A 12,205-nucleotide genomic window follows, 5' to 3' on the forward strand; every position below is an offset into this window, starting at 1 on the left:
GTTTCCGTTTGTCTCTTGGATCTGCCCTATGGTCCGCGCGGCACTCATCCGGCCGATGCCGCACCGGCTTGGGCGGCGGCTTCCAGTTCGCTGAGGCGGCGGCGCAATTTCCGTTCTTCGGTCCAGCGGGCGGTTTCGTCGCGCACGATGGCGACGATCCCGGTCACCGCACCGTCGGTCCCGCGCAAAAGCGCGACGGTGAAGGCGATCGACAGGCTGTGCCCGTCCTTGTGGACCGCCGGAACCCGAAGCAGGTCATGGCCGTAGCGGGTCTCGCCGGTGGCCATGGTCTTTTCGTAGCCATCCCAGTGACGCTGGCGCTGGCGTTCCGGAATGATGATGTCGAGCGACTTGCCCATCGCCTCGTCGGCGGTGAAGCCGAACATCCGTTCCGCCGCCGCATTCCACAGGATGATGGCGCCGGTCGGGTCGGACACGATGACGGCATCGCCGATCACCGCCACCAGCTGCTGGCAATCCACAACCGCAGGCGAACCCGCTGCCGTTTTCTCGTTCATGTCGATCTCCTTGGCGCCCGCCCCCTCTTGGATTGGGCACCGGGGGAGCCGGTGCGGCGATGGCCCGTAAGTCGCCGTCGCACTGACATTATCGATACGGTATACCAGATACCATGTCTCCGGCAAGAGGATTCGCGCGCTCTGCGGACTGTTGTTCCGGCGAACCTTTCGGGGGAGGGAGCGCGCGCCTTGCCATACCCGAGGGATCCCCTCTCCCCGGGGGGCTATGGCATTCACACATCTCAGCGTCACTTAAGACGTTGAAATAATGCAATTTTGTCGGCCGTCATTCCCGCGAAGGCGGGAATCCAGCCACATCCGCCGCTGATCTGCGGAGTTTCCTGGATCCCCGCCTTCGCGGGGATGACGCAAAGTTCCTTTTGTCTCAGAAGCTTAGCGATGCCCGGAATTGTGTGAATGCCATAGCCCCGGGGAGAGGGGGATTTCCTGAGATTGGAGCGGGGGAGTGCAAAAAGAAAAAGGGCGCCTCGCGGCGCCCCTTCAGGGTTCCAAGGGCAATGCCCCTGGACGGGTGGGTCAAGGGAGGGGCGGAGCCCTCCCTTGCCTCGTTGGTCTCAGACGTCCAGCAGCAGGCGGCGCGGATCCTCGATCAGCTCCTTGATGCGGACGAGGAAGGTGACCGCTTCCTTGCCGTCGATGATGCGGTGGTCATAGGACAGCGCCAGGTACATCATCGGGCGGACCTCGATCTTGCCGCCGACGACGACCGCGCGGTCCATCGTCTTGTGCATGCCGAGGATGGCCGACTGCGGCGGGTTGATGATCGGGGTCGACATCAGCGAGCCGTAGACACCACCGTTGGAGATGGTGAAGGTGCCCCCCGTCAGCTCGTCCATCGACAGCTTGCCGTCGCGGCCCTTCTTGCCCAGCGCGGCGATGGTGCCCTCGACGCCGGCGAAGTCCAGCTTGTCGGCGTCGCGGACGACCGGAACCACCAGACCCTGCGGCGTGCCGACGGCGACGCCGATGTCATAGTAGTTCTTGTAGACGATGTCGGTGCCGTCGATCTCGGCGTTGACGGCCGGGATCTCCTTTAGGGCCTGGACGGCGGCCTTGACGAAGAAGGACATGAAGCCGAGCCGCACCTTGTGGCGCTTCTCGAAATAGTCCTTGTACTCGGCGCGCAGAGCGATGGCCGCCGACATGTCCACCTCGTTGAAGGTGGTCAGCATGGCGGCGGAGTTCTGGGCCTCCTTCAGGCGCTCGGCGATGCGCTGGCGCAGGCGGGTCATGCGGACGCGCTCTTCCTGAGCGGCGCGCGGACGGTCGCCCTGGGTGCCGGCGGCCCACACCATCTTCGGCGCCGGAGCCGGGGCCGGAGCGGCCGGCTTGGCGGCCGGGGCGGCGAGCACGTCGCCCTTGGTCACGCGGCCGTCCTTGCCCGAACCGGCGATGGACGAGCCGTCGATGCCCTTCTCATCCGCCAGCTTGCGGGCGGCCGGGCCGGAAGCGGCCAGGTTGCCCGGAGTGGCGGCGGCGGGGGCAGCGGCCGGGGCCGGGGCGGCAGCCGGGGCCGGGGCAGCGGCCGGAGCGGCGGCGGCCGGGGCAGCACCGGCGCTGGCGCCCTCGTTGATGACGCCCAGCAGGGCGCCGACCTCGACGTTCGCACCGTCCGGAGCGACGATTTCCGCCAGCACGCCGGCGGCCGGGGCGTTCACCTCAAGCGTGACCTTGTCGGTCTCCAGCTCGACCAGCGCCTCGTCCATGGCGACGGCCTCGCCGGCCTTCTTCAGCCAGCGGGCGACCGTCGCCTCGGAGACGGACTCACCCAGCGTGGGGACCTTGATGTCGGTAGCCATTTTTTATCCTCGTTCGTCTTCTTGTTCGCTTGGGTGATGGTCAGCGGACCGTCAGGGCTTCGTCCAGAAGCTTGGCCTGCTCCTGGTTGTGACGCTTCAGCAGGCCGGTGGCCGGCGAGGCGGTGGCCGGGCGGCCGACATAGGACGGGCGGCCGGCCTTGTGGCCGACGTCCTTCAGCACGGCTTCCAGGCGGCGGTCGGCGAAATGCCAGGCGCCCTGGTTCTCCGGCTCTTCCTGGCACCAGACCAGCTCGGCGTTCGGATACTTGGCGAACTCGGCCGCCAGAGCATCCTTCGGGAACGGGTAGAGCTGTTCCAGGCGCAGGATGACCACGTCCTTGATGCCGCGGCTCATACGCTCCTGCAGCAGGTCGTAATAGACCTTGCCGGAGCACACCACGATGCGGCGGATCTTGTCGTTGGCGGCCAGATCGTTGGCGGTCTCGCCCAGCACGCGGTGGAAGGTGCTGCCCGGACCCATCTCCGACAGGTCGGAGATGCACAGCTTGTGGCGCAGCAGCGACTTCGGCGTGAACAGGACCAGCGGCTTGCGGAAGCTGCGGCGGATCTGGCGGCGGAAGACGTGGAACAGGTTGGCCGGCGTCGTCACGTTGCAGATCTGCCAGTTGTCCTCGGCGCACATCTGCAGGAAGCGTTCCGGACGGGCGGACGAGTGTTCCGGACCCTGGCCTTCGTAGCCGTGCGGCAGCAGCAGCACCAGGCCGGACATGCGCAGCCACTTGGACTCGCCCGACGAGATGAACTGGTCGATGATGGTCTGCGCGGTGTTGGCGAAGTCGCCGAACTGCGCTTCCCACAGGACCAGATTGTGCGGCTCGGCCAGCGAATAGCCGTATTCGTAGCCGACGACCGCGGCTTCCGACAGCGGGCTGTCATGGACCTCGAAGGTCGCCTGATCCGGGCTGACGTGGCAGAGCGGGATGTACTTCTCTTCGGTGTTCTGGTCGTACATCACCGCATGGCGGTGCGAGAAGGTGCCGCGGCCGGAATCCTGGCCCGACAGGCGGACGCCGGTGCCCTCGGCGACGAGAGTGCCGTAGGCAAGCGCCTCGGCGGTCGCCCAGTCGATGCCTTCGCCCGATTCGAGCGTCTTCTTCTTGGCTTCCAGCTGGCGCGCGATCTTGGAGTTGATCGCGAAGTCCTTCGGGTACTCGCAGAGCTTGAAGCCGATCTGCTTCAGCGTGTCGATGTCCACGCCGGTCTCGCCGCGGTGGGGCGAATCGGCGCCCTGCGCCTGCAGGCCGGCCCACTTGCCTTCCAGCCAGTCGGCCTTGTTCGGCTTGTAGGTGCTGGACGCCTCGAACTCACCCTCCAGCTTCTTCATGAAGTCCTGGGTGATCTGGTCGCCCTCGGCCTGGGTGATGACGTTCTCGCTCACCAGCTGCCTGGCATACAGCTCGCGCGTCGTCGCGTGGGCGCGGATGTTCTTGTACATGATGGGCTGGGTGAAGCCCGGCTCGTCGCCCTCGTTGTGGCCGTGGCGGCGGTAGCAGACCATGTCGATCACGACGTCCCGCTTGAACTTCTGGCGGAACTCGATGGCGATGCGGCTGACATGGACGACGGCTTCGGGATCGTCGCCGTTCACGTGGAAGATCGGCGCCTGCACCATCTTGGCCATGTCGGAGCAGTACACGCCCGACCGCGAATAGGTCGGGTTGGTGGTGAAGCCGATCTGGTTGTTGATGATGAAGTGCATGGTGCCGCCGGTGCGGTAGCCGCGCAGCTCCGACAGGCCCAGCGTCTCGGCCACGATGCCCTGGCCGGCGAAGGCGGCGTCGCCGTGGATCAGCACGCCCATCACCTGCTCGCGCTCCAGGTCGCGGCGCTGCTGCTGCTTGGCGCGCACCTTGCCCAGCACGACCGGGTTGACCCATTCCAGGTGGGACGGGTTGGCGGTCAGCGACAGGTGGACGATGTTGCCGTTGAAATCGCGGTCCGACGAGGTGCCGAGATGGTACTTCACGTCGCCCGAACCCTGGACGTCCTGCGGGCTCGACGGGTTGCCCTGGAACTCCGAGAAGACGGCGGAGAAGGGCTTGCCCATGAAGTTGGTCAGCACGTTCAGACGGCCGCGGTGGGCCATGCCGACGACGACTTCCTTGAGGCCGAGCTGGCCGCCGCGCTTCAGGATCTGCTCCAGCGCGGGGATCATCGACTCGCCGCCCTCAAGGCCGAAGCGCTTGGTGCCGGTGTATTTCAGCTGCAGGAACTTCTCGAAACCCTCGGCCGCGGTCAGGCGCTCCAGGATGGCGCGCTTGCCGTTCACCGTGAAGTCGGTGTGGTTGCGGCCGCCCTCGATGCGCTCCTGGATCCAGGCCTTCTCTTCCGGATCCTGGATGTGCATGAACTCGACGCCGATGGTCCCGCAATAGGTCTTGTGCAGGATGTCGAGGATCTGGCGCAGCGTCGCCGTTTCCAGGCCGAGCGAATAGTTCAGGAAGATCGGACGGTCGAGGTCGTCCGGGCCGAAGCCGTAGGTCGCCGGATCCAGTTCCGGGTGCGGCTCGCGCTTTTCCAGGCCCAGCGGGTCGAAATGCGCGTTCATATGGCCGCGGACGCGGAAGACGCGGATCAGCATCAGGGCGCGGATGCTGTCCAGCGTGGCGGCGCGCAGCTGCTGCGGGCTGATGCCGCCATAGACCTGCTGGGCGTGGGACAGCATGGCGCCGTTGCCCGGACCGTTCATCGCGGCGGCGGCGCCATTGGCGGCGGCACCGTTGGGAGCGCCGACGATGAAGCTCTCGGCGACCGGGTCGCGCTTGGCCTTGGGGTCCTCCAGATCGGACACGGTCCAGGACGCGCCGCGCAGCTCGTCCAGGACGGCGCGCGAATCCTCGTCCAGATCCTGGAAGAAGCTGTTCCAGCTGGGATCGACGGCGGCCGGGTTGGACAGATAGCTGGCGTAGAGCTCGGCGACGTAACCGGCGTTCGAGCCGAAGAGGAACGAGGTCTGTTCCAGATTTGCCGACATGGTTTCACCTCGGGCGTGGACCCGGGTCCCTGTGGGAGAATTTCGTGTGGATGAAGGGGACGGGGTTGGATCCCCATGTGCAAACGCCGACGGGTGAGCGCCGCCGACAAAGCCGTCGACGCACAGCCGCGCCGTCGGCGTTTGCATATGGGTCCCCAGGACCGTCCGTCCAAGAGGGCCGCCCGGAGGTGCGAGGGGCGGCGGGCGGGGCGCCGCGGCGTCCCGCCCGTCTTCCTCTCCTTCAAAGGCGCAAGGCCGCGGACGCCGCGGTGAGGCGGCGTCCGCAGGCGATCAGCCCTTGAACACCTTCAGCATGGTGGAGCCCAGGCTGGCGGGGCTGTCGGCGACGGCGATGCCGACCGACTTCATGAAGTCGATCTTGAAGTCGGCGGTGTCGTTGCCGCCGGAGATCACCGCGCCGGCATGGCCCATGCGGCGGCCCGGAGGAGCCGTGCGGCCGGCGATGAAGCCGACGACCGGCTTCTTCGTGCCCGACGCCTTGATGAACTCGGCGCCGCGGACTTCGGCGTCGCCGCCGATCTCGCCGATCATGATGATGCCCTCGGTCTCCGGGTCCTTCACGAACAGCTCCAGGCTGTCGACGAAGTTGGTGCCGTTGACCGGGTCGCCGCCGATGCCGATGCAGGTGGTCTGGCCCAGGCCGGCCGCCGTGGTCTGCGCGACGGCCTCATAGGTCAGCGTGCCGGAGCGCGACACGATGCCGATCTTGCCGCGCTTGTGGATGTGGCCCGGCATGATGCCGATCTTGCACTCGTCCGGCGTGATGATGCCGGGGCAGTTCGGGCCGATCAGGCGGGTCTTGGAACCGTCGAGCGCGCGCTTGACGCGGACCATGTCCAGCACCGGGATGCCTTCGGTGATGCAGACCACCAGCGGGATCTCGGCGTCGATGGCTTCCAGGATCGCGTCCGCGGCGAAGGGCGGCGGCACGTAGATCACGCTGGCGTTGGCACCGGTCTTCTCCACCGCTTCCGACACGGTGTCGAAGATCGGCAGGTCGAGGTGCTTGGCGCCGCCCTTACCGGGCGTGACGCCGCCGACCATCTTGGTGCCGTAGGCGATGGCCTGTTCGGAGTGGAAGGTGCCCTGGGCTCCGGTGAAGCCCTGGCAGATCACCTTCGTGTTCTTATCGACGAGAACAGCCATGTTACGCGGCCTCCTTCACGGCCTTGACCACCTTTTCGGCGGCATCGGCGAGGTTGTCGGCCGAGAGGATCGGCAGGCCGGATTCGGCCAGGATCTTCTTGCCCAGATCGACGTTGGTGCCTTCCAGGCGGACCACCAGCGGAACATGCAGGTGCACTTCGCGGGCCGCGGCGACCACGCCCTCGGCGATCACGTCGCAGCGCATGATGCCGCCGAAGATGTTGACCAGGATGCCTTCGACGTTGCTGTCGGACAGGATCAGCTTGAAGGCCGCGGTGACGCGCTCCTTCGTGGCGCCGCCGCCGACGTCGAGGAAGTTGGCCGGCTCGCCGCCATACAGCTTGATGATGTCCATGGTGGCCATCGCCAGACCGGCGCCGTTCACCATGCAGCCGATGTTGCCGTCGAGCTTGACGTAGTTGAGGCTGTGCTTGGCCGCCTCGATCTCCGCCGGATCCTCTTCGGCCTCGTCGCGCAGCTCTTCCACGTCCTTGTGACGGAACAGCGCGTTGTCGTCGAAGTTCATCTTGGCGTCGAGCGCCAGGATGTCGCCCGAGCCGGTGACGATCAGCGGGTTGATCTCGACGATGGCGCAATCCAGGTCCACGAAGGCCTGATAGGCGGCCTGGATGAACTTGGCGGCGGATCCCACCTGCTTGCCTTCCAGGCCCAGCGCGAAGGCGACCTTGCGGGTGTGGTAGCCCTGGATGCCGGTGGCCGGGTCGACGGCGACCTTGACGATCTTCTCCGGCGTGTTGTGGGCGACCTCTTCGATCTCCATGCCGCCTTCGGTCGAGGCCATGATCGTCACGCGGCCGGTGGCGCGGTCGATCAGCATGCCGAGATACAGCTCGCGCTTGATGTCGGCGCCTTCCTCGACATAGAGGCGCTTGACCTCGCGGCCTTCCGCGCCGGTCTGCTTGGTCACGAGAACGTGGTTCAGCATCTCGGCGGCGTTCTTGCCGACCTCCTCGATGGACTTGACGACGCGGACGCCGCCCTTGCCCTCGGGGTTGTCCTTGAAGCGCCCGGCGCCGCGGCCGCCGGCATGGATCTGGGACTTCACCACCCAGACCGGACCGCCCAGCTCGCGGGCGACCGTCTCGGCCTCCTGCGGGGTGTAGGCAACGCCGCCGCGGGGAACCGCGACGCCGTACTTCTTCAGCAGGCTTTTCGCCTGGTACTCATGGATGTTCATCGGGCGTCCATCTGTTTTTTGGTTCGGCTGACGAGAACGGGTCGACTGAAGGACAAGACGGGCGCACCACCGGCGCCGTCCCGGACCCGGAATACGGGCCGGGACGGCGCCGGAGACCGCGCAAGTCCGTTCCTTAGGAAGCGGCCTTTTCGGCGTCCAGCTTCTTCACGACGTCGACCAGCGTCTTCACCGCGTCGACGGAGTTCTGGAACATCGCCTTCTCTTCGTCGTTCAGCTCGATCTCGATGATCTTCTCGACGCCGCCGGCGCCGATGATCGTCGGGACGCCGACGTAGAGGTCGTCCTGGCCATACTGGCCGCTCAGGTGGGCGGCGACCGGCAGGACGCGCTTCTGGTCCTTCAGGTAGGACTCGGCCATCTGGATGGCGGAAGCGGCCGGGGCGTAGAAGGCCGAGCCGGTCTTCAGCAGCTTGACGATCTCGGCGCCACCGTCACGGGTGCGCTGAACGATGGCGTCAAGCTTCTCCTGCGTGGTCCAGCCCATCTTGACCAGATCGGGCAGCGGGATGCCGGCGACGGTGGAGTAGCGCACCAGCGGGACCATGGTGTCGCCGTGGCCGCCCAGCACGAAGGCGGTGACGTCCTCGACCGAGACGTTGAACTCTTCGGCCAGGAAGTAGCGGAAGCGGGCCGAGTCGAGCACGCCGGCCATGCCGACCACGCGCTCCGGCGGCAGGCCGGACGCCTGCTGCAGCACCCACACCATCACGTCGAGCGGGTTGGTGATGACGATGACGAAGGCGTTCGGGGCGTATTTGCCGATGGCCTCGCCGACGGTCTTGCAGACGCCGCTGTTGATGCCGATCAGGTCGTCGCGGCTCATGCCCGGCTTGCGCGGGATGCCGGCGGTGACGATCACGACGTCGGCACCCTCGATGATCGAATAGTCGTTGCCGCCGGTCAGGCTGGCGTTGAAGCCCTCGACCGGGGAGGTTTCGGCGAGATCCAGCGCCTTGCCGGCCGGCATGCCTTCGGCGATGTCGAACAGGACGACGTCGCCCAGTTCCTTCTGAGCAGCGAGCAGAGCCAGCGTGCCGCCAATCTGGCCGGCACCGACGAGCGCAATCTTCTTGCGAGCCATGGAGCGTTCCCTAAAACGTTTGAGCGTCCCCCATTCAGCGGGAGACTAGAACCGTTGGTCATTCTAACGTCTTAGGGATCCAGCGCCCCGAGATTTCGGAAGCGTAGGTAGCGCGTTTTGTCGCGGAGGGCAAGCGTGACCGCAAGCGGGGCATTGCAGCTTTGCGTCGCACCCCCGATGATCCTTTCCAACACAGGGACCGTTCCGCTTTATACGTATGGTTCGCGTCCGGTCCTCACCTTGTTCGAATATGGTCGAAGGAGAGCGTTTATGGCCAAACTTGCGGCCCGTATCATTCCCGGTCCGGCCATGTCGCTGGCGCTCGGCGCCGGCATCGCCGTTGCCGTGGTTGCCGGTGGCGCCCAGGCGCAGACCGTTGGCGACTACACCGCCGCCATCGCCGCCGCCCCCATCGTGGACGCCGCTGCGGAAGCCAGCGCCGCCTATTGCCGGCCGCTGGCCAACTATGTCTACACCTCCATTCCGGCCGACCAGCGGGCGGACTGGGTGCTGCCGCTGGTGACGCTCGACGGGTCGCAGTCGGCCGAGATGGCGGCCAAGCGCGAAGCCTGTCTGAAGGTGCGCCAGCAGGCGCTGATCGCCTTCGACGCCGGCACCGGCGAGCAGATCGTCACGCCTGCCGAGGCGATGGAAGGGCCGACCGACCGCGGCCCCTATTACAAGGAGGTCTCGCCCGACACCCCGGTTCCGCACACCGGCCGCGCCACGCCGCGCCAGCCGATGCCGCGCGGGGGCGTGCAGTAAGGGCGTACTCGTTGCCCCCTCCCTCCCACGCTTGCGCGTGGGTCCCTCCCTCCCCCGCCTTCAGCGGTGGAGGGTAAGATTGCGGCAGTCCCCTCTCCCACGATCAGACCGGCTTTCAGCCGGCCGAGGGCGGGGGAGGGTCAGGGAGGGGCATAACGCCCCTACGGCCCGATGCCGTAGCGTTCCAGGTGTCGGGCCATCTCGGCGGGGGACAGCGGGAAGCCGCTGCCCTGCCGGGCGTTCAGCATGGCGCGCGGGTGGATGCCGGCGGCGCGGGCCTGGATCTGCATGGCGCAGCGCATCGACAGGCCGGCACGCCAGACCAGCGCGGTGACCGCCTGCGGATCGTGGGCGTCCAGGATCAGATCCACCACCTCCGGCGCCACGCGGGCGCGCAAGGTCAGAGCCGCCCGCACGAATCCGGCCTCGTTCCACGACATCGCGTCGCCCAGAGCGGTCTCGTCCAGCTTGCCCAGTCGGTGCAGGCGGACGGCGCGGCGTTCCGGCGACTCGGAGGCTTCCGGGGCTTCGGCCCAGTCGATGCGGCGGCGGGTGGTGGCGGCGATCTCCGCCACCGTCGCATCGTCGAAGTCGGGGCGACGGCGCAGATGCTCCACCACCGCCAGATCGACGAAATCGGCCAGCCGCATCGCCAGCCGGCGGGGCAGGGCGGGGCGGCGGGACAGCTTCTCCCGCCAGTCGGGATGGTGGGCGGACTGTTCCACCAGCGATTCCAGCGTCGGTTCGGCGATCACCGCGCCGCTGTTGTCCAGCAGGATGCCGGTCGCCTCGGCATGACCGCTGCCGGCGATGGCGTCGGACAGGGCGGCGCCGATGCTGTGGCGCCGGGCGATGGCCGACAATGCCCAGCCGGCGGGCGCGGCGGCGACGATGTCCAGCAGATCCTCGTCGCTGAGCGCGGCGCAGCAGCGCAGCACCGGCTCGGCCACCGATCGCTCGACATCGCGCGCCAGCGTCGCAACCACCGCAGGCGGCGCGCAGGCGATGTCCTTGATCGCCGTCGCCAACGCCTCGCGCACGCGGACGACGTGGTCGCGGGCCAGCTGTTCCAGCGCCCGTACGGCGACGGTGCTGACGGTGTCGGCCCCGCCCGGCGGCAGGTCGGGCAACAGGCGGCAGAGCTTGCGGGCCAGCGTGGAGCGGACGTCGGCATCGCCCATGCCCGCCAGCCGCGACTCGACCAGCACGTCGCCGACCTGGCGGGCGACGCTGCGGCCGGGTTGGGCCGGTGACGCTGGTGAAGCTGGTGACGCTGGCGCTGTGGTGTCCGGCGACTCGGCGAACAGATAGTCCATCAGTTCGGGCGCGACCCCGCAGTCCGTCTCCGGCGGGAGACGGGGGGAGGGGGGGGAAGGGGAGCGCCGGGCGGTCACCGGACCTTGAGCCTTTTGGTTGTGCCGCGGCGGGGCCGTGGCGGCAGCGGTGGGATCATAGGCTTCATCGAAACGCCCCCCTGGTTAACGCCCCCCTAATTCGCCATCGGGGATCAGCGCCGCTTGGCCGCCGGGGTGGCGCCCAGCATGCTGCGCTGGGCCAGCATCGGGCGCGGCATCTGCCGGCCGCCCAGCACGCGGACGGGAACCGACTGCTCCTGCTTGTGCTTGTCGAACTGGTCGAAGATGCGCAGAAGCGCCTCCGCCGTTCCCTCGCCGTAATGGATATCGGTGCGGGCGCGGTCCAGTTCCGTGCGCAGACCGTCGCGAAGATGGCCGAACATGGCGTCGAACAGCGTCTGGAAATGCTCATCGGCGAAGATGAATTGCCGGTCGCGCAGCCGTTCGGTCATCCGCCGCATGAAGGTCTGCCGCTGCTGGTGGAACTGGCGGAAGCGCAGCATCACCCGGACGAAGGGCGTGCCGGCCAGCACCGCCAGCGTTTCCTCGCGCGCAAGCCTCTGCCAGACATCCGCATCGCGGTCGGTCCCCAGCCGGTTGAACAGCGAAATGGCGCTGGCATTCAGCGCCTCCCATTCCTTCTCGTAGAACAGGGCGGTCAGCGTCGATTGCAGGCCGGGGAGGATCACCTGGGGAAAGCTGGCGCCGGTGATCGGGTCCATGCTGTCGGGCAGGCGGGTGCGCAGGGCGGAGACCATCAGGCGGGTGACGAAATCGCGGCGGCGTCCATCGTGATGGAGAGGCTGTTGCCCGTCCCCCGGCGTCGTGCAGCCGCCGCAACCGGACGCGGTGCAGGAACCTGCGGTGCAGGATTGGCAGATCGATGCGAACAGCGGCAGCACCGATGGCCAATGCGCCATCATCAGCCCCATCGCGCGGGTGAACTCCTCGCGCGACAGGGCGCCCTTGGCGGTGAATTGAGGCTCCAGCGCTTCCTGAAAGGTGCTGACCAGGGCCTGCGCCGTGCGATGGTGGCGTTCGAACGGCGGCGGATCGGCGGTCATCCCACGCCCTCCCTTCCGATGGGGTCCGGCTTGCCGCCCGTCCCGGGCGGTCGCGATTGCCGGAACAATTTATCCGGTATTTTATCGATCTTGCTGTGACGGCCATCACAGGGGCTGTCGGGACGACGGTCGAAGAAGGGGCGAGGCTGGCGGTTCAGGCAAAAAAAAGGCCGCAGCCCAATTGGGCGCGGCCTTTAGTCTAGGGAGGAAACGCACTGCAA

Annotated in this window: 9 protein-coding genes; 1 reads left to right on the forward strand and 8 read right to left on the reverse strand. The window is 67.3% G+C overall.

Annotation, left to right across the window (positions count from 1 at the left end; translation table 11 throughout):
• Nucleotides 1-44: 44 nt before the first annotated feature.
• From AZOLI_RS00840 to mdh, 6 genes are all read right to left on the reverse strand, one after another.
• Nucleotides 45-518 carry a PAS domain-containing protein gene (locus AZOLI_RS00840; protein WP_014246677.1) on the reverse strand — a complete coding sequence of 158 codons (474 nt, stop codon included), beginning with the start codon at nt 516-518 and terminating at the stop codon, nt 45-47.
• 575 nt (nt 519-1,093) lie between these two features.
• Entirely contained in the window at nt 1,094-2,338 is a 1,245-nt protein-coding gene (gene odhB / locus AZOLI_RS00845; RefSeq protein WP_014246678.1) for a 2-oxoglutarate dehydrogenase complex dihydrolipoyllysine-residue succinyltransferase, read from the reverse strand.
• A 40-nt stretch (nt 2,339-2,378) separates the two neighbouring features.
• Nucleotides 2,379-5,333, reverse strand: coding sequence for a 2-oxoglutarate dehydrogenase E1 component (locus AZOLI_RS00850; protein WP_014246679.1), 2,955 nt, complete (start codon nt 5,331-5,333; stop codon nt 2,379-2,381).
• 291 nt (nt 5,334-5,624) lie between these two features.
• Nucleotides 5,625-6,500 (reverse strand): succinate--CoA ligase subunit alpha, encoded by an 876-nt coding sequence (gene sucD / locus AZOLI_RS00855; RefSeq protein WP_014246680.1) that lies wholly within the window; start codon nt 6,498-6,500, stop codon nt 5,625-5,627.
• A gap of 1 nt (nt 6,501) precedes the next feature.
• Nucleotides 6,502-7,698 (reverse strand): ADP-forming succinate--CoA ligase subunit beta, encoded by a 1,197-nt coding sequence (gene sucC / locus AZOLI_RS00860; protein WP_014246681.1) that lies wholly within the window; start codon nt 7,696-7,698, stop codon nt 6,502-6,504.
• A gap of 133 nt (nt 7,699-7,831) precedes the next feature.
• Nucleotides 7,832-8,800 (reverse strand): malate dehydrogenase, encoded by a 969-nt coding sequence (gene mdh / locus AZOLI_RS00865; protein WP_012975134.1) that lies wholly within the window; start codon nt 8,798-8,800, stop codon nt 7,832-7,834.
• A 270-nt stretch (nt 8,801-9,070) separates the two neighbouring features.
• On the opposite strand from mdh, the gene AZOLI_RS00870 reads away from it, so the two are divergent.
• On the forward strand, nt 9,071-9,565 hold the full coding sequence (locus AZOLI_RS00870) for a hypothetical protein (protein WP_014246682.1): 495 nt from the start codon (nt 9,071-9,073) through the stop codon (nt 9,563-9,565).
• Nucleotides 9,566-9,726: 161 nt separating this feature from the next.
• Here the strand turns inward: AZOLI_RS00870 and AZOLI_RS00875 are convergent, their stop codons facing one another.
• Nucleotides 9,727-10,881: a DUF2336 domain-containing protein gene (locus AZOLI_RS00875; protein ID WP_014246683.1), complete on the reverse strand. Its 1,155-nt coding sequence runs from the start codon at nt 10,879-10,881 to the stop codon at nt 9,727-9,729.
• A gap of 191 nt (nt 10,882-11,072) precedes the next feature.
• A complete protein-coding gene (locus AZOLI_RS00880; protein WP_014246684.1) occupies nt 11,073-11,984 on the reverse strand; it encodes a hypothetical protein in 912 nt (303 codons plus the stop codon).
• Nucleotides 11,985-12,205 lie beyond the last annotated feature (221 nt).

The organism is Azospirillum lipoferum 4B, assembly GCF_000283655.1.
GTDB lineage: Bacteria > Pseudomonadota > Alphaproteobacteria > Azospirillales > Azospirillaceae > Azospirillum > Azospirillum lipoferum_C.

Excerpts from the sequence above, each read along its gene's own strand:
- AZOLI_RS00840 (WP_014246677.1), bottom strand. The coding sequence starts at position 518 with ATGAACGAGAAAACGGCAGCGGGTTCGCCTGCGGTTGTGGATTGCCAG.
- odhB (WP_014246678.1), bottom strand. The coding sequence starts at position 2,338 with ATGGCTACCGACATCAAGGTCCCCACGCTGGGTGAGTCCGTCTCCGAG.
- AZOLI_RS00850 (WP_014246679.1), bottom strand. The coding sequence starts at position 5,333 with ATGTCGGCAAATCTGGAACAGACCTCGTTCCTCTTCGGCTCGAACGCC.
- sucD (WP_014246680.1), bottom strand. The coding sequence starts at position 6,500 with ATGGCTGTTCTCGTCGATAAGAACACGAAGGTGATCTGCCAGGGCTTC.
- sucC (WP_014246681.1), bottom strand. The coding sequence starts at position 7,698 with ATGAACATCCATGAGTACCAGGCGAAAAGCCTGCTGAAGAAGTACGGC.
- mdh (WP_012975134.1), bottom strand. The coding sequence starts at position 8,800 with ATGGCTCGCAAGAAGATTGCGCTCGTCGGTGCCGGCCAGATTGGCGGC.
- AZOLI_RS00870 (WP_014246682.1), top strand. The coding sequence starts at position 9,071 with ATGGCCAAACTTGCGGCCCGTATCATTCCCGGTCCGGCCATGTCGCTG.
- AZOLI_RS00875 (WP_014246683.1), bottom strand. The coding sequence starts at position 10,881 with ATGGACTATCTGTTCGCCGAGTCGCCGGACACCACAGCGCCAGCGTCA.
- AZOLI_RS00880 (WP_014246684.1), bottom strand. The coding sequence starts at position 11,984 with ATGACCGCCGATCCGCCGCCGTTCGAACGCCACCATCGCACGGCGCAG.